The 16,756-nt window shown below is 39.4% G+C and carries 17 protein-coding genes; 10 read left to right on the forward strand and 7 right to left on the reverse strand.

The features are described from left to right. Positions 1–7: 7 nt before the first annotated feature. Positions 8–1,129 carry a bifunctional 3,4-dihydroxy-2-butanone-4-phosphate synthase/GTP cyclohydrolase II gene (gene ribBA / locus WBW42_RS09745; protein ID WP_002119278.1) on the reverse strand — a complete coding sequence of 374 codons (1,122 nt, stop codon included), beginning with the start codon at positions 1,127–1,129 and terminating at the stop codon, positions 8–10. A gap of 240 nt (positions 1,130–1,369) precedes the next feature. Beyond that, positions 1,370–2,677 carry a hypothetical protein gene (locus tag WBW42_RS09750; RefSeq protein WP_080776792.1) on the reverse strand — a complete coding sequence of 436 codons (1,308 nt, stop codon included), beginning with the start codon at positions 2,675–2,677 and terminating at the stop codon, positions 1,370–1,372. Between the two features lie 59 nt (positions 2,678–2,736). Here WBW42_RS09750 and serB point away from each other — a divergent pair, with 59 nt between their 5' ends. Further along, positions 2,737–3,960: a phosphoserine phosphatase SerB gene (serB, locus tag WBW42_RS09755; protein WP_005804373.1), complete on the forward strand. Its 1,224-nt coding sequence runs from the start codon at positions 2,737–2,739 to the stop codon at positions 3,958–3,960. 23 nt (positions 3,961–3,983) lie between these two features. Here the strand turns inward: serB and WBW42_RS09760 are convergent, their stop codons facing one another. After that, on the reverse strand, positions 3,984–4,256 hold the full coding sequence (locus WBW42_RS09760; protein WP_016803107.1) for a hypothetical protein: 273 nt from the start codon (positions 4,254–4,256) through the stop codon (positions 3,984–3,986). Between the two features lie 113 nt (positions 4,257–4,369). On the opposite strand from WBW42_RS09760, the gene aciT reads away from it, so the two are divergent. Continuing rightward, the gene (aciT, locus tag WBW42_RS09765) at positions 4,370–4,705 is read left to right on the forward strand and encodes a ciprofloxacin tolerance protein AciT (protein WP_002119105.1); all 336 of its coding nucleotides are present in this window, start codon (positions 4,370–4,372) and stop codon (positions 4,703–4,705) included. Positions 4,706–4,956: 251 nt separating this feature from the next. After that, positions 4,957–5,436, forward strand: coding sequence for a hypothetical protein (locus tag WBW42_RS09770; protein WP_002119134.1), 480 nt, complete (start codon positions 4,957–4,959; stop codon positions 5,434–5,436). Positions 5,437–5,480: 44 nt separating this feature from the next. Here WBW42_RS09770 and dtd read toward each other — a convergent pair whose 3' ends face one another. Then, a complete protein-coding gene (gene dtd / locus WBW42_RS09775) occupies positions 5,481–5,924 on the reverse strand; it encodes a D-aminoacyl-tRNA deacylase (RefSeq protein WP_032057114.1) in 444 nt (147 codons plus the stop codon). Positions 5,925–6,092: 168 nt separating this feature from the next. Here dtd and pncB point away from each other — a divergent pair, with 168 nt between their 5' ends. The 6 genes from pncB to WBW42_RS09805 all read left to right on the forward strand — a co-directional run bounded on the left by pncB (position 6,093) and on the right by WBW42_RS09805 (position 12,589). Then, positions 6,093–7,307, forward strand: a complete 1,215-nt coding sequence (gene pncB, locus WBW42_RS09780; RefSeq protein ID WP_017398994.1) for a nicotinate phosphoribosyltransferase — start codon at positions 6,093–6,095, stop codon at positions 7,305–7,307. Between the two features lie 148 nt (positions 7,308–7,455). Then, positions 7,456–8,304: a sulfurtransferase gene (locus tag WBW42_RS09785; RefSeq protein WP_025464157.1), complete on the forward strand. Its 849-nt coding sequence runs from the start codon at positions 7,456–7,458 to the stop codon at positions 8,302–8,304. Further along, positions 8,301–9,152: an archaetidylserine decarboxylase gene (gene asd / locus WBW42_RS09790; protein WP_014207963.1), complete on the forward strand. Its 852-nt coding sequence runs from the start codon at positions 8,301–8,303 to the stop codon at positions 9,150–9,152. Before WBW42_RS09785 ends, asd begins: the two co-directional genes overlap by 4 nt. Positions 9,153–9,582: 430 nt before the next feature. Further along, the gene (locus tag WBW42_RS09795; protein ID WP_032013283.1) at positions 9,583–10,803 is read left to right on the forward strand and encodes an acetamidase/formamidase family protein; all 1,221 of its coding nucleotides are present in this window, start codon (positions 9,583–9,585) and stop codon (positions 10,801–10,803) included. A gap of 130 nt (positions 10,804–10,933) precedes the next feature. Continuing rightward, positions 10,934–11,353 carry a hypothetical protein gene (locus WBW42_RS09800; RefSeq protein ID WP_032013092.1) on the forward strand — a complete coding sequence of 140 codons (420 nt, stop codon included), beginning with the start codon at positions 10,934–10,936 and terminating at the stop codon, positions 11,351–11,353. A gap of 39 nt (positions 11,354–11,392) precedes the next feature. Further along, complete coding sequence (locus WBW42_RS09805) at positions 11,393–12,589, forward strand: alpha/beta fold hydrolase (protein ID WP_032013091.1); 1,197 nt, start codon at positions 11,393–11,395, stop codon at positions 12,587–12,589. A 67-nt stretch (positions 12,590–12,656) separates the two neighbouring features. Here WBW42_RS09805 and phoR read toward each other — a convergent pair whose 3' ends face one another. From phoR to WBW42_RS09820, 3 genes are all read right to left on the reverse strand, one after another. Further along, on the reverse strand, positions 12,657–14,015 hold the full coding sequence (gene phoR, locus WBW42_RS09810) for a phosphate regulon sensor histidine kinase PhoR (RefSeq protein WP_002121907.1): 1,359 nt from the start codon (positions 14,013–14,015) through the stop codon (positions 12,657–12,659). Positions 14,016–14,024: 9 nt separating this feature from the next. After that, complete coding sequence (phoB, locus tag WBW42_RS09815) at positions 14,025–14,735, reverse strand: phosphate regulon transcriptional regulator PhoB (RefSeq protein WP_000650776.1); 711 nt, start codon at positions 14,733–14,735, stop codon at positions 14,025–14,027. 253 nt (positions 14,736–14,988) lie between these two features. Continuing rightward, entirely contained in the window at positions 14,989–15,660 is a 672-nt protein-coding gene (locus WBW42_RS09820; RefSeq protein WP_000224580.1) for a TetR/AcrR family transcriptional regulator, read from the reverse strand. Between the two features lie 210 nt (positions 15,661–15,870). Here WBW42_RS09820 and WBW42_RS09825 point away from each other — a divergent pair, with 210 nt between their 5' ends. Next, the gene (locus tag WBW42_RS09825) at positions 15,871–16,704 is read left to right on the forward strand and encodes an SDR family NAD(P)-dependent oxidoreductase (protein WP_002121857.1); all 834 of its coding nucleotides are present in this window, start codon (positions 15,871–15,873) and stop codon (positions 16,702–16,704) included. The last annotated feature ends 52 nt before the right edge of the window (positions 16,705–16,756 follow it).

The raw sequence follows: 16,756 nt of genomic DNA on the forward strand, positions 1-16,756 counted from the left end.
ACCTCGATTATTTCGTTGTGATTTGATCAGCAGTGACATATTCCACTACTTCTAAATTAAAGCCAGATAAGGCATTGAAACGTAATGGTGAGCTAAGAAGCTTCATTTTTTCAACACCTAAATCACGCAAAATTTGAGCACCGACACCAATGGTTTGATATTGATGTGAAAGTGCTGCATTGGATTTCACCGGTTTTGGCTTATTTAAATCATCCAACGCTGGTCCCAAGTCTTGCAAATGATCTTGTCCGATCCAGACTAAAACACCGCGATCACTCGCTGCAATCGTCTGTAGGGCACGGTCTAAATTCCAAGCAGGTTCACCATCAGCTTTATTCAGCTTAAGCAAATCGCGAATTGGACTAAAACCATGCACACGTACTGTTGTAACACCTTCTTTTGGCTCGCCTTTAACTAAAGCCAAATGAATGTCCGGGTTACCAATCTCACGATAACGATAAAGTTCAAATGAACCATATTCTGTTTGAATGGTTTTTTGATCCAGACGTTCAACCGTTTGCTCATTGGTCATGCGGTAGTGAATCAAGTCCGCAATTGTACCAATTTTTAAGCCATGCTTCTCAGCAAAAATTTCTAAATCTGCACGGCGTGCCATTGTGCCATCTTCATTGATGATCTCACAAATGACAGAAGCTGGTTCAAGCCCTGCTAAACGTGCTAAATCACAACCTGCTTCGGTATGGCCTGCACGATGTAAAACACCGCCTGGTTGTGCCATTAACGGGAAAATATGGCCCGGCTGTACGATATCAGTTGGTTTTGCATGCGCTGCGACAGCAGCTTGAATAGTATGTGCACGCTCTGCTGCTGAAATACCCGTGGTAATACCTTCAGCGGCTTCAATTGATAAGGTAAAGTTTGTACTGTGCTGAGCACCGTTTTGGTCAACCATCAACGGAAGGTTTAACTGTTTACAGCGCTCACGGCTTAGCGTTAGGCAAACTAGACCACGTGCATGGGTAATCATGAAGTTAATATCTTCAGGACGAACATGCGTTGCTGCAATGACAAGATCACCTTCATTTTCGCGATCTTCGTCATCCATCAAGATAACCATTTTGCCTGCACGAATATCGGCGACAAGATCTTCAACACGACTCAGCGGCATTCGCTTTCACCTTTTTTTGTCGTAAGACAATTTCTATTTAATAAATTTTGCATAGTTTACGCTGTTTAGAGAATTTTGCCTATGATTCTGATTTATCCAAATTTGTGACACTTAAGAATAGATCGAGATTTATTTATACAAATAAATCATAAGAAAATGGAGTGGTTTTAAATAAAAGCCATGAATTTAAATAAAAAAAACCTAGCCAAAAGGCTAGGTTCTGATGCGCGTAGTAATTTTTTATGAAGCTGCACTACTTGGACTATCATTTTGTGGGATTGATTTTTTCCCCATTAAAATTTCAGTCCGGATATTTTGAGCAAGTTCAGCACATTCTGCATTCATACCATTGATCATAAATGCATGACGTGTCATCACATTGCTTGGGTTTGGCATAGCAACAAGTTGGTAGCTGTCTTGAATTGCTTTAAGCTGTTCATTCTCAAGATATAAAGCAGATTCTTTAGCGTGAAGATGCTGTGCTAAACGTTGAGCGGCTTCTTTTGCATCGATTTGCATAGCTTCTACAGCATTACACGTTGCACTACGAGTTTGTAGCGCAAAGCGTTTATCTTCACGGTAACGTTTATATAAAACATCTGAAAGTAATTGGAATACGGTTCCAATCATAAGCAGACATTCTACGGCATGCGTATGAGAAGTTGAAATCGCAAGTGTCGCGCCTTCGGCATTAAACTCATCTACTACTTCAATATCTGTGAGCTTCAATTGATAATGCTTAACGCATAACTCAATACTCTTGTTTAAAAAGAGCTGGCAGAGTTTGAAATAAGGAACAGATACCGATTGGTTAACACTGCTTAATAACTGTTTAGGGTCATAAAACTGAATATTGAGTGCCAACGTATGTTGGTCAGCTGAATCTGAAGTTTTCTCGGCTTGTTGGCGAGTTGCTGGTTTCGCTTTAGCTTGTTGCTGAGCTTGTGCAACCAAGGTTACCGTATTTTGTTTTTCTAGAGCCAATGCTTGAGTTAACTGCTGAATTTCATGCTTCAAGCGGTTTTCTTCATTAATGCGTGCCAAATATTCGCTTCGTGTTGGACGAGCAATCGCGCGATAGGCAAGCCACAATAAAACATGCAAAAACAGAGAAGCTAAAATTGCAAGCCATTGAGTACGAAGAATTTCTCCAATACTTGGCTGAATCAACGTAACTTCGATAGATCCCACTTTCTTTTCATTTTGAAGGGCATCACGAGCAAAAATTTCGCCTTGGCGGGTTTTTGAAATTCCGCTTGTTGCTAGAACCTGTTTGTTCGCATCAAGAATGCGAATAGACGCAACACTTGGATTGGTCGCATAGCGATTGGCAATCAGAGCTAAAGACACCGTATTAGCAGGTTCAAGCTCAGATAAGCTGTCTGCAACGAGCTGACTGGTCATGAGCTGACCTTGACTCGCACGGTTTTCATTAAGCTGGTGTGTCGTTGCAATGACCAATAAAAAGGTATGCAATGCAAAACTAACGATCAGTAGGCTAGCAAATAGCCCTTGTCTAGGCGCAATCAAGTTAAACTTCCAAGGCAATTATATTGAAATTCGATTATGATTCTTACAATAGTTGTCACTCAGACTAGAGTCAATTCATGCGAGAAATCATTCTTATATCCTTTTTAGGACCGGACCAACCAAACCAGTTTACCCGATTAATGCAAGTACTATCCGTACATTCATTGCAAATACTGGATGTAGGTCAGGCTGTTATTCATAATCAACTTACATTAGGCATTGTGGTCGCTTCTGATAATGAAACTGCGACCGCATTGGCAATGAAAGAGATTCTGATTTTAGCACATGATATTGGCTTAACAGTGCGCTTTAAACCAATCACGGGCGCAGAATACGATCAATGGGTAAGTGAAGGTGGTCGGACTCGTTATATCGTCACGGCTTTAGCTCCAGAACTCACTGCGGCACACTTACAAGCAGTTACAAAAATTGTGTCTAGCCAAGGCTTTAACATCGAAACAGTAACGCGTTTATCAGGTCGTGTAGACTTTGAAAAGGATAGTGCATTCCCACGTCGTGCCTGTGTACAGTTTGGTCTAAGTAGCGGCCCAACTTTAGATGCACAAGCCATGCGTGCTGCATGTTTACTTCTTTCAAGCGAATTAAATATCGATGTCGCTGTTCAAGAAGATAACGCTTATCGCCGTAACCGCCGTTTAGTGTGTTTTGATATGGACTCAACCCTAATTGAACAAGAAGTAATTGATGAGTTGGCGATTGAAGCAGGGGTAGGCGCACAAGTTGCTGAAATTACTGAAAGAGCAATGCAAGGTGAGCTTGATTTCCAGCAAAGCTTCCGTGCACGTGTTGCATTATTAAAAGGACTTGATGCTGCTGTTTTACCTAAAATTGCAGAGCGTTTAACCATTACCGAAGGTGCAGAGCGTCTTATCTCGACTTTAAAAGCACTTGGCTATAAAACGGCAATTTTATCTGGTGGATTCCAGTATTTTGCTGAATATTTACAAGGCAAACTCGGTATTGATGAAGTTCACGCTAACATTTTAGATGTGCAAGACGGCTTCGTAACAGGCGAAGTAAAAGGTGCAATTGTTGATGGTGCCCGTAAAGCTGAGTTATTACGCGAACTTGCAAATAAGATGGGAATTTCTTTAGAGCAAGCGATGGCCGTAGGCGATGGTGCAAACGATTTACCGATGCTTGCGATTGCAGGTTTAGGCGTTGCTTATCGTGCAAAACCATTAGTACGCCAAAATGCAAATCAAGCGATTTCAAGTGTTGGTTTAGATGGTGTGCTTTATTTACTCGGTATGCATGATAAAGATTTAAATCGTGCTTAACCTATATAGATAAGCTTTAAGCGCTACTTCAGAGTAGCGCTTTTTTTATGCAGAATAGTCATAAAAACAAGCAAGTTATGACAAAATTTTGCACAGAAAAAAGGCAATAAAAAAATCTGAAAAAAACTTATTTTGGTCCTTAAAAACAGCATATTTTTTTGTAATGACACGCCAGAATTGATGCCATATAGGGAATCGAACTTTTTGAATTTTGCAAAAATGTAATGACAAAAGAATGTTGCGACAAAGTATGTCGCATTAAGAAAAAACGGGTCTTTTTTTCTAAAAAAAAACATCCATAATGCATCGTAAGCTTCAACACAAATCATGAATTAAAGTTGTTTTTGGAATGAGGTCGGGTATTAAAGACCGAATGTTTTTAGACGTTTTCATTAAGACGGAGGTTTCTATGGTAACAGCGAATTTTGCCGCTATCGCCGGATTCAGCTTAATTGCTGTCGCGCTTGTTGCTGTTTTCTTTTCTCCTTACCGTCGTTGGCTTGGTTTTATGCTTGCAGGGATGTTCTTTTGGGGGCTATTGGAAGTGGTCCGTTTTGGAGTTCAAGTCACTTTTGAAATGCCAGTCACATATAGTTATTTAACTGCATTAAGTCTAGCGATGGTAATGGTTACATTTATTTTGTTACGTGAGGATAAACAAGCACAAAAGGCATTGGCAAATCGCCAATATATAGAACACACGCCAGTATATGAAGATGATCAGCAGCAATGTTCTAGCCGATAATTAAATTGTTATCTAACGGTAAAAAGGTATGCACAGCATGCCTTTTTCATTTACGAAACGTGATTTTTATTATACAAAGCATTTATTAAAAAATAGCCAGTTATGCTACGATAGATGGGTCTGTTGACGTTTCATCTAGATTGCGTTGCCAGCTAAAAAATATCAATTGATGCATAAAACATAGGCAATGGTATGTCCTTGCTAAGTTTTGCTCTAAAGTTTTCATAAAAATACAATAGGCGTGAATGTTCATGAAACTTTCTTCCATACCTGTAGTCAAGTTACCTCTTGTTGATGTCAGTACAGACCCATTAGATTTGTTGGTAGCAGGTTTAGTGCTGCGTATGAAGCAGTTGGCGCGTACTAGCCCTAAGTTTATTGAACTGATTCATGACCGCGCATTCCGTATTCAGATCGGTACAGATTTAGGTGTTGCACGTCAGATCATTATTAATAACGGTCAGATTGATACCGTTGCAGGCGCACCTGAAAAAGCTGATTTTATTTTGCAATTTGCAGACAGTGAGCAAGGTGTAAAAACTTTGATCAAAGGTGACCCAACAGCATTTATGACGGGTATGCAAGATGGCAGCATTAAAATGGAAGGTGACTTCAGCTTGTTGGTATGGTTCAACCAGGTTGCTAAGCTCATTCCACCTAAGTTACCAAAACCAGTAAAAGATAAAGTACGTCAGGCACGTGCTTTTATTAAAGAGAAAACTGGACGTTAATATCCAGCTATAAAAAAACTCCCATTTTGGGAGTTTTTTTATATCTATGCTTCGACTTCTAGATTGAATGTCACCGGACCATTATTAATCAAATGAACTTTCATATCAGCAGCAAAAATTCCGGTTTGAACGTTTTCAAATTGAGAATGTGTATATTCAACCAATTGTTCGTATAACGCTTTTGCGTCGCTAGGTGGCATTGCTGGGCCAAAGTCTGGACGCAGACCTTTTTGTGTTTGTGCCATCAAGGTAAATTGTGACACAAGCAAGATTCCACCATTTGCTTGAGACACGTTCCAGCCCATTTTGCCTTGTTCATCATCAAAAATTCGATATTTCAAAATTTTATCAATAAGCTTTTGGCCAATAGTCAAAGTATCATCTCGGCCAATGCCTAAAAACACCAGTAGGCCGTGTTGGATTTCGCCTGTAGTTTCACCGTCTACAACCACTTTGGCTTCAAGAACTCGTTGTATTAAAGCGCGCATAATTAAAGCAAATTTCTATAATTAATTGAATTAACGTAGTTTAGCAGAATTTAAATTAAATGATTTTTAAAAGGAAATTTCATGGAACTGCAACAATGGTATAAAACCTCGTAATTCATCCATAAAAATATGCTTTAATGCTAAGAAGCAAGCGAATAATCATTGACTATGTCTCCAATTATCCATTCTTTACTAGATACAGACTTGTACAAATTTACGATGCTACAAGTGGTTCTACATAAATTCCCGCAAACACATAGTGTCTATCATTTTCGTTGCAGAAACTTAGAAGATACAGTCTATCCATTAGTGGATATTTTGGATGACTTAAACGAGCAACTCGACCATTTATGTAATCTCAAATATAAAGAAGACGAGCTACAATATTTAAGAAAATTACGATTTATTAAAAGCGACTTTGTCGATTACTTAGAATTATTCCAACTCAAACGTCGTTTTATTCAGGCTAGTATTGATGCAGAAGGCCGATTAGATATTCATATTGAAGGACCGATGGTTCAGGCGATGATGTTCGAGATTTTTGTCCTAGCCATTGTAAACGAGTTGTATTTTAGCCGTATCAAAACAGACCAAGTTTGGGCCGAAGGCGAACGCCGTTTACAAGCCAAACTCGATTTGATTCAGCAATATGAAAAATCTCAACAGCCGAATGATCCCCCGTTTTTAGTTTCTGATTTTGGTACACGCCGTCGTTATAGCTTTGCATGGCAAAAGCATGTCGTAGCGGCATTTCATAAAACTGTACCAAATGTGTTCCGTGGTACAAGTAATGTGTTGCTGGCTAAAGAGCTTAACATTACACCAATCGGGACCATGGCACATGAGTTCCTACAAGCTTTTCAGGCACTTGATGTACGTTTGCGTGATTTCCAAAAAGCTGCTCTGGAAACGTGGGTACAAGAGTACCGTGGAGATTTAGGAATTGCCCTAACCGATGTGGTAGGGATGGATGCTTTCTTACGCGACTTTGACCTGTATTTTGCCAAACTCTTTGATGGTTTACGTCATGACAGTGGCGACCCGTATGAGTGGGGCGATAAGGCGTATGCACATTACCGTAAATTAAAAATTGATACCAAAACCAAAATGCTGACCTTTAGCGATGGCCTTAATTTGCCAAAGGCATGGGAATTGCATCAATACTTTAAAGATCGTTTCCAGGTGAGTTTTGGCATTGGAACTAACCTAACCAACGACATGGGGCAAAAGCCGCTGAATATTGTGTTGAAACTGGTTGAGTGTAATGGTCAGTCAGTTGCGAAAATCTCAGATAGTCCGGGTAAAACCATGACTGACAACGATACTTTCTTGGCCTATTTACGTCAGGTTTTTGAAATCGAAGAACTTGAAGAAGCGGTTTAAGTAAAAAGTAGTCTCGCTATTTTTTATTTTTAAAAGTGAGAATGCTGATATCTGATTTTTTGCTAAAGCGTAGCAGAAAATCAGAGTTTGTTAGATATATGCTTATGCTAAGATTGAAAATAAGCTGGTATAAAAAGAAACCATGACGATGACACTCCCTGATTTTAAACTCGATTTATTAATAGAAGCAGAAGAATTAGTGCCTTATTTAGGCAATGAATATATTCGCATTATAGATTTGAGCCGTGCATCGGTTTATGAACAACTCCATATTCCACATGCCATTCATTTACAGCCTAAATGGTTAGTGGCTCAGCATGAAGAAGCAACTGGTGTTTTGCCGGATGAAGCGGGTTTACAAGCACTTATTGAAAAATTGAATATTTCACCTAATCATCATGTCGTAGTGTATGACGATGAAGGCGGGGCATGGGCTGGACGTTTAATCTGGAATTTGCATTGCCTAGGATTTACCCGTACCAGTTTAATTAACGGCGGTATCCATGCATGGTTAGGTGCAGGCTTACCCACTACAGCAGAAGTCGAAAAAGTTTCTCCTGTTGCAGACTTAATTCAAATTGATTTATCACATGCTGCGCAGTTCCGTGTGAACTATGAAGAGCTACGCAAACAAGTTGAACAAGAAAGTGTGCAACTGTGGGATTGCCGAACGAGTGATGAATATAGTGGTGTCCGTTTAGCAGCGCGACGCGGCGGTCACATTCCAAATGCTCTCCATTTTGAATGGAGTACTGCACTTAATCGTCAAAATCATCTAAAATTGCATCCGCTTGAACGCACGCGGCAGCGCCTTGAACAACTTGGGTTCGATTTACAACAACCTGTAGTCGTGTACTGCCAGTCACATCATCGTTCCGGTTTGGCCTATATTCTGGCTAGACTCTTGGGCTGGGAAGCAAAAGCCTATGATGGTGCGTGGAGTGAATGGGGCAATCGCCTCGATAGTCCTATTATTACTGGAGAATCACCCTCGTGAGTTTCACATCTCGATTAAAAAAAGAATTATTTATTAAGGCACAAAATCTTGTACCACAGCATCAATTGAGCCGTGTGGTAGGTAAAGTTGCTGCGAGTGAAAATCCAGTTGTGAAAAACGCTGTTATTCATGCATTTAAAGCTAAGTATGGGATTGATTTATCGATTGCTGAACAAGGCAATGCACTGAAATATAAATCTTTTAATGACTTTTTTACCCGTGCATTAAAAGAAGGTGTACGTCTGATTGATGAAAATGCAGATAGCATTGTGTCACCAGCGGACGGCGCAATTTCCCAAATTGGTAAAATTACTGCGGGTGAAGTCTTTCAAGCAAAAGGTCAAAGTTTCTCTGTAGAGAAATTAATTGGCGATCCACAACTTGCTCAGCCATTCCAAGATGGTGAGTTCGCGACAGTTTATTTATCACCACGCGATTACCACCGTGTTCATATGCCGTTTGCAGGTACTTTAACAGAAACGTTATATGTGCCAGGCGAGCTATTTTCGGTAAATCAGGTCACTGCTGAAAATGTACCGGGATTATTTGCTCGTAATGAACGTATGGTGTGTTTGTTTGATACTGAACTTGGCCGTATGGCTGTTGTTCTAGTGGGGGCAATGATTGTTGCTGGTATTGAAACTGTGGCAACAGGCAAGGTAAAACCTTCAGGTCGTATCGAATTACAGCATCATCAGTTAAAGCTAGAGAAAGGTGCTGAGCTTGGACGTTTTTATTTGGGTTCTACAGCCGTTATTTTATTTGAAAAAGATAAGATCGAATGGGAACAACGTTTTAAAGCTGAGTCTGTAGTTGTAATGGGCGAGCGCATGGGACATACAGTTTAGTAAACGATATAACCACTATAAAATAAGTAAACCCTGACTTTAATTATTCAGGGTTTATTTTTTTGATTTGAGCTATATAAAATTAAAATATATAACTATGTTTGGATTTATATTATATAGAAAAATAATTATTATTAAGTGATCTAAATGAGTACGTTATATAAGCTAGTCTATAAATATGTATCTGAAGAGAGCAAAAATATTAATATGATTAAAAATTAATAAATAAAAATAGAATGAAATATTTAAGTTAGACTTAAGTCGAGGTTTTAATTTTATTTGAAGATAAGTTGTTAAATCTAAAAAATTATTTATTTTTTTATAAGCAAGAGGCGCTTTTTAGATATTACACAACTTTAGCCTTGGCACAATGCTTGCTGACTATTCAGGACCTTACTGTAATTTTCATATTTTTTTAGGTTCTGAAATCATGTTAAAAGTTAAACGCCTGACAGCTTCGGTTTTATCTGTACTTTGTATTTCACTCAGCCATGCCAATGATTTTAAAGTTTTAAATCAAATTTCAAAACAGCCTACTCAACTTCAAACTGGGGAATATAAAGGTAATTATTATGTTCCATCTACTTTAAATACCATTACATGGGGCTATTTACCAAATCGAGATGCTAAACCCGTGCTTACTGTTCCGTCGGGTAGTGTTGTGACATTTGATACGGTTTCTCATGAAGGTTTGCTTGAAGACCAAGGGCGTAATGCTGAAAAGTTCTTTCAATCGAAAGGTGTCAAATCTAATGAAATCTTGGAAGATGCAAAAATAATTACGCAATCAAATTTAAAGCATGATTTTCATAAAGATGGGCCGCATATTGTGACAGGCCCTGTTGCAATTGAAGGCGCACAGCCTGGTGATATTCTGAAAGTTGAAGTACTTAAAGTTGAGCCACGTGTTCCTTACGGTGTGATTTCAAATCGACATGGTAAAGGTGCTTTAGTGGGGGAGTTTCCAAAAAAAGCAAAGCAAGAAAATGCATCGGCTGAGCATCCTGAACGCTATGGAAATGTCTCAATTTTCACACCAATTGAAAAAAATGCACAAGGTGAATACGAAGGTGTATTAAAAACAGAATCTGGTAAATCAATACGTTTTCCGCTGTATCCTTTTATGGGAATTATGGGAGTAGCAGCCAATACGTCTGAGCCTGTTCACTCTGTACCACCTGCAATGTATGGCGGAAATATTGATATTAATGAACTAGGTGCAGGTTCAACTGCGTATTATCCTGTTCAGGTTAAAGGTGCATTATTCTATACGGGTGATAGTCATTTCGCGCAAGGCGATGGAGAGGTGGCATTAACGGCACTAGAAGCTTCAGCCCGCGCCACGCTGAAATTTACCTTACTCAAAGCAGGTAAGGACAAAACACCGGGCAAAGATTTAAAACAACCTTTAGCTGAAAATGCTGAGTTTTGGATTACACCGGGACTTGATGAAGATCTTGATGAAGCGATGAAGAAATCTACACGTGAAGCCATTCGTTTCTTAAACCAAGAATACGGTATTGATGAAGCGACAGCGTATGCCTATTTAAGCGCAGCAACTGATTTTGAAGTTTCACAAGTAGTAGATAAAACTAAAGGGATCCATGCAAAAATCAGAAAAGCTGATTTTAAAGAGTTTGAGAGTAAATAATTGAGATGACCCGAGCTTGGTATTTAAAATATTAAATACCAAGTTAATTTTATTTTAACTATTTATAAGTTTTATATATTTTATAATTAAGTATAATAAATCTCACATATATTGATTAGTATAAAATCTAATGCAATCACTTCCTAACGTTCTACTATATCTTGCTGCACTATTAACATTCTGTGCTGCATTACTTCATTTTGTTTGTGTGTTCTGGGGAGCAAATGGTTTTCGGTTTTTAGGGGCTGGTAAAAGTATTGTCCAGATGGCCGAAAGAGGGCATTGGTATCCGAATTTTATGGCAATTTCGGTTGGTTTTATTCTTTGTATTTTTTCTTTTTATGCTTTTTGTGCAGCAAGTAGCTTTATCAGTTTGCCAGTTGAAAAAATTATTATTTCTCTCGTTGCCATCATATTTATTTTGCGTGGTTTGGCATTTCCGTGGTTAAAGGCTAGATTTAGTGGGAATAGTGATCTATTTTGGTATATAAGTTCTTTCATTTGCCTCTTGTTGGGTTCGTTATATGCAATAGGGGCATATTTTTTATAAGTTCAATTTGAAATGATTAGAAAGTAGAGGAGTAATCCCTTGATTAAAAAAAGTAATTCTTTTTTAAAAATTTTATTTAGCAGTATTTGTTTGGCATCTGGTTCTGCTATGGCTGCTCCAATTACAGATTTGGGTAAGCAAATTGTGAGCGAAAAACCGGGTTCAATATTGTCGCTAGAACAGCAAACTGTGACGGATTTGTTTCCTCATGCAGATCAGCGTTTGTTGGTCAATTATCGTAGTCGAGGTATTCAGGGCGAACCTATTGTTGCATCGGCTTTTATTTTATTACCAAAAGGAACACCGCCAAAAAATGGCTGGCCGATACTGGCTTGGGCACATGGTACGACTGGAGTTGCTGATACTTGTGCACCTTCGGGCGACTATGTGGGTGGGCCAGTTCATTCATATCAAGAAGTTGCTTCCAAAGCTTTAGATGGTTGGCTTGCACGTGGCTATGCAGTTGTCGCGCCTGACTATCAAGGCTTAGGCACATTAGGCGCACATCCCTATATGAATGCAAAGAGCCAACTGCATACGGTGGTCGATGCAGTGCGGGCATTACATTTGCTTAAGCCCAAGAGCTTTAATAAACAGTGGTTGGTGATGGGACATAGTCAAGGCGGGGCTGCAGCAATTGCAGTGTCTGCCTATGGTCAAAAAGATGCTCCCGAATTAGATTTAAAAGGGGCAATCGCTCTTGCGCCAGGCGGCTATCAATATGAAGGCATCGCAGAATATGTGCAGAGTAATCCAAACCCAGAACCAAGTGTGGCAGCTTTCTTCCCGATTGTATTATTGGGTGCGCAAGCAGCAGATCCAAGCATCATTCCTGAAAAGCTGGTAAGTCCTGAAATGAACACTGTGCTGACTCAAGCACGTAGTCGCTGTTTATCTGAACTTCAATCTGATTTGAAGAAGTCTCCTTCTAGCATATTTCGCCCTAACGCAGACTTAAAACCTCTTTTGGCTTATCTTAAAAAGCAGTCCATTGAAAATATGGTGCCGACTGTGCCGTTAATGATTGTTCAAGGCTCTAAAGATCATTTAGTCGACCCTAGAGGGACATCTGCTTATTACCAACAGCTATGTAAATTAAAAAAACCAACTATTTATCAAACGATTGATGGTGGCGATCACCGTGATGCACTGCGTCAAAGTAATACTTTTGCCACTCACTTTTTAAATGTCATAGAGAAAAATCAGACAAAATCGTATTGCTCGAATTCTAAGTAAATTGGTTTAAATAATACAAAAAAGCCGACTTTTCATGAGTCGGCTTTTTAAATGTGAGAGGGCAACTTTAGGTCATGTTATATAGTCTTTCTTTTGGAAAAACTGCGGTAAATGTTGATCCTTCGTTTTCTTTAGACTGCACATCTAAATAAGCGCCGTGTTGCATCAGCACATGTTTTACAATCGCTAAGCCTAAACCTGTACCACCTGTTTGACGACTACGGTCGCTATCAACACGATAGAAGCGTTCAGTCAGTCGTGGCAAATGTTTAGGGTTAATTCCGATGCCTGTGTCTTGCACACTAAAGTATGCATGTTCGCCATCATCATGCCAGCCAATGGTAATGGTTCCACCTTTTGGCGTGTACTTGATAGCATTCGTAATTAAATTACTAAATGCGCTGGCAATTTCCATGTCAGAACCAATTAGGTCACAGTGGCTATCAATATGTAAATTGAGCGTGTGTCCATAATCAGCATTGTAGGCCTGAGCATCATCAAACAATTGATTCATTAAGCTCGGCATTTCAATAATCTGGTTTTTTGCGATTTTCTTATTATTTTCTAAATTTGATAACAGTAGTAAATCATTGACCAACGCATTCATACGTTTGGTTTGTGATTGCATCTGGTCAAATGCACGTTTCCAGCGTGGGCTAATATCTTCCTGATCGGTAAAGGTTTCGATATAACCACTGAGCACGGTTAATGGGGTACGAAGTTCATGCGAAATATTGTCGACAAAGTCTTTACGCATTTGCTCAAGGTTGTGCATACGCGTCACATCGTAAGCCACCAATAAACGACTTTCTCCACCAAATCGAGTGAGCTTAACCTGTACATAACGGTCATCATCAAAATTGGAATGCAGCTTAATCCCATCAGGTGCCTGATCAATATTGTTAAAATATTCAATAAAAGTAGGCTGACGTAAAATGGTTAATAAGTTGCGGCCACGGTCGAGAGGACTGATTCCTAACAAACGTTCGGCAGCAGGGTTCCACCACTCGATTTGATGTTGGTCATCAATGAGTACAACCGCTTCAGCAAGAGCAACTAATGAAGACTGAGCCCGGTCAATTAAACCGACCATTTCGGCCTGAACAATTCGTTCCTGACGCTGAGCACGGTAAACATTAAATAACAATGCCCCCCAAATCCCGTTAAGGTTTGGAGGAACGTCATAAGGTTTATTCGCAATCCAGTCATTGACCAGATATAAAGAACGCAACTGGAGTGTAAAAAACACCACGAAGGCGATAAAAATACAGCTCCAGAAATACCCAATACCGAAACCGACTAAACCGGCAATAATTAGAAAAAATAATAAAAGCCGTAAATCTTGTTTGGCAAACGTCCATAAACTACTGTAGCGAGAAAGCTTTTGTTCACGTACCTGTTCAGGGACGGGGTAGGGTTCATACATAAATCTTGGTTAACCTGCGGCTAAATCTGCACGTGTTGAGAAACGGTAGCCAGTTCCACGTACAGTCTGAACAAATCGGTCAACACCAAAAGGTTCTAACACTTTACGTAAACGACGGATATGCACATCGATAGTGCGGTCTTCAATATATACATTACCGCCCCATACCTGATCGAGCAACTGGGCACGCGTATAGGCACGTTCTGGATGGGTCATAAAAAACGCAAGTAAGCGATATTCAGTTGGGCCCATATCTAAAATACTGTTACCAAAGCTAACACGCTGGCTTACAGGATCAAGAATTAAACCATTGGCATCAATTGTTTTTTCACCACTTAATGCATTCGCGCGGCGCAGAACTGCCTTAATACGTGAAACCAGTTCACGTGTTGAGAAAGGCTTCGTCATGTAATCATCTGCACCCGCATCAAGACCTTGTACTTTATGGTCTTCTTCTCCGCGAGCGGTCAGCATAATCACTGGAATTTCTGCTAAATTCTCATCGCGTTTTAAGCGGCGACATAAATCGACACCACTTACACCTCCAGGTAACATCCAATCAAGCAAGATAAGCGCCGGACGTTGGTCGACGATAATTTGATGAGCCTGTTTGGCATCTTCTGCCTGTAAACACTGAAAACCTGCCATGTCCAAAGAAGTATGGATCATTTCACGAATAGGAAGCTCATCATCGACAATTAAAATATAGTCATCTTTCACAACGCAATATCCTATAGATTTAACGGTGAACCGTTTTGTAGTTATGACAGGCTTATTACAAAGATTAATTATGACAATTTCATTGCAGAAAAGTCTATAAAAATGAATTTAGCAATAATTTGTGACAAAACTAAGGCAAAGGTATGACCAAATTATGACATCTAAGCCTCAAACTTTCTAAAATCATTCAATAGGTTATCACCTTAATTGCTTAGCTATTTTTTCACATTTTGGCTGTCAAAAAACTTTAATATTATTTTGAAACTTGAGCTAATAAAGATAAGAAAACGATACGGCACGCAGTTAAAACCTGCTCAAGAGACTGCTCAAACCCTCCCATCACCCATCGAATTGCAATTTGAGTGACATATCCATTTAAACCCGTTGCGATTAAAGAGAGCTCATTTTCATGGTGTTGAATTTGGGGCATGGTCAGCATAACGAAGGCTTGAATCATGCGATCAAATTGCGCAAGTGTTTCTTGAATGGTGGCCTGATTATGTAATTCTTGCACCAGAACTGCATCGACATAGACAATACGAGCTAATCTCGGGTCATCTTTTAATGTTGTCAGCAGCGCTCTCAAACCCGCATCGACCATTTTTTCTGGATCGGGTGCAGCTTTAATCACGGCTTGCATCAGATTTTGCTGTAATTCTTCAATCATTTTTAAAAAGATGGTTTGGAATAAATCTTCACTCTTTTTAAATGATTCATAAAAATAACGTTCGGTGAGTTTAGCTTCTTGGCAGACATCTTTTACCGTCACTGAAAAAAAACCAAGGGTTCCGTAGGTTGCAATACCCGCTTCAATCAGTTTTTCGCGGCGTGCTTCTTTACGTTCAGATAGAGATAACCCTTTGAACTGACGTTCTTTACTCACACTTTTTGTTTTCTTTTTACTGGTTGAGTCGTTAGTCGCCATAAATAAATTTTTTCCTAAAGAATGGTTTCCTAATTTATAGGTTTTGGCCAAATATGCTCACTATGATAAAGCCCTCAGCAGAATTGTGCCATTCTATCTGAAATTACAGTGTACTATATTGACAATGTGTATTGTCAAAATTATATTGAAGGTGTCTAAAGTGCACATGCAATGAACCGATTGTGCAAATCGAAAAACAAAGGATGGACAATGAAAAATTTTAAAAACAAAGTCGCTGCAATTACGGGCGCGGGTTCTGGCATTGGGCAACAGTTAGCAATTCTTTTGGCAAAACAGGGTTGCCATCTTTCGTTGAGTGATATTAATGAAAAAGGATTACAACAAACTGTCGAGCTTTTAAAGCCTTACAGCAATATTACTGTTACCACTAAAAAGCTTGATGTGTCTGACCGTGAAGCGGTAAAGCAGTGGGCGCAAGAAACAGTACAAGATCACGGTTCTGTTAACCTGATTTTTAACAATGCTGGCGTTGCGTTAGGTTCGACTGTCGAAGGCGCGACCTATGAAGATTTAGAGTGGATTGTTGGGATTAATTTCTGGGGCGTCGTATACGGTACTAAAGAATTTTTACCGTTCATTAAGCAAACTCAAGATGGACACATTATTAACATCTCGAGCTTATTTGGTCTGACTGCCCAACCTACACAGTCTGGCTATAATGCAACCAAATTTGCTGTGCGTGGCTTTACCGAATCATTACGCCAAGAGTTAGATATTGAAAAAAGTGGCGTGAGTTCTTTGTGCGTACATCCAGGGGGAATTCGCACCAATATTGCTAAAGCTGCAAAAATGAGTGATAGCTTGAGTACTTTAGGTATGGACCCAGCTAAATCGATTCAAAACTTTGATAAGTTCTTACGTACCCCACCAGAAGAAGCGGCTCGTCAAATCTTGGATGCCGTTTTGAAAAATAAACGCCGTTTATTGATTGGTAGTGATGCAAAATTTCTTGATGCATTACAGCGTTTGTTCCCAACAGGATATCAACGCGCTTCAACCGTTGTGACCAAATGGATGAAATAAGATTTAAATTAAAAAAAGCCATCAAATGATGGCTTTTTTTATGTGGCTTGGA

This window comes from Acinetobacter sp. LT1 (assembly GCF_059800965.1).

Excerpts from the sequence above, each read along its gene's own strand:
- ribBA (WP_002119278.1), bottom strand. The coding sequence starts at position 1,129 with ATGCCGCTGAGTCGTGTTGAAGATCTTGTCGCCGATATTCGTGCAGGC.
- dtd (WP_032057114.1), bottom strand. The coding sequence starts at position 5,924 with ATGCGCGCTTTAATACAACGAGTTCTTGAAGCCAAAGTGGTTGTAGAC.
- WBW42_RS09785 (WP_025464157.1), top strand. The coding sequence starts at position 7,456 with ATGACACTCCCTGATTTTAAACTCGATTTATTAATAGAAGCAGAAGAA.
- WBW42_RS09825 (WP_002121857.1), top strand. The coding sequence starts at position 15,871 with ATGAAAAATTTTAAAAACAAAGTCGCTGCAATTACGGGCGCGGGTTCT.
- WBW42_RS09770 (WP_002119134.1), top strand. The coding sequence starts at position 4,957 with ATGAAACTTTCTTCCATACCTGTAGTCAAGTTACCTCTTGTTGATGTC.
- serB (WP_005804373.1), top strand. The coding sequence starts at position 2,737 with ATGCGAGAAATCATTCTTATATCCTTTTTAGGACCGGACCAACCAAAC.
- pncB (WP_017398994.1), top strand. The coding sequence starts at position 6,093 with ATGTCTCCAATTATCCATTCTTTACTAGATACAGACTTGTACAAATTT.
- WBW42_RS09820 (WP_000224580.1), bottom strand. The coding sequence starts at position 15,660 with ATGGCGACTAACGACTCAACCAGTAAAAAGAAAACAAAAAGTGTGAGT.
- WBW42_RS09795 (WP_032013283.1), top strand. The coding sequence starts at position 9,583 with ATGTTAAAAGTTAAACGCCTGACAGCTTCGGTTTTATCTGTACTTTGT.
- WBW42_RS09760 (WP_016803107.1), bottom strand. The coding sequence starts at position 4,256 with ATGTTTTTTTTTAGAAAAAAAGACCCGTTTTTTCTTAATGCGACATAC.
- WBW42_RS09800 (WP_032013092.1), top strand. The coding sequence starts at position 10,934 with ATGCAATCACTTCCTAACGTTCTACTATATCTTGCTGCACTATTAACA.
- aciT (WP_002119105.1), top strand. The coding sequence starts at position 4,370 with ATGGTAACAGCGAATTTTGCCGCTATCGCCGGATTCAGCTTAATTGCT.
- phoR (WP_002121907.1), bottom strand. The coding sequence starts at position 14,015 with ATGTATGAACCCTACCCCGTCCCTGAACAGGTACGTGAACAAAAGCTT.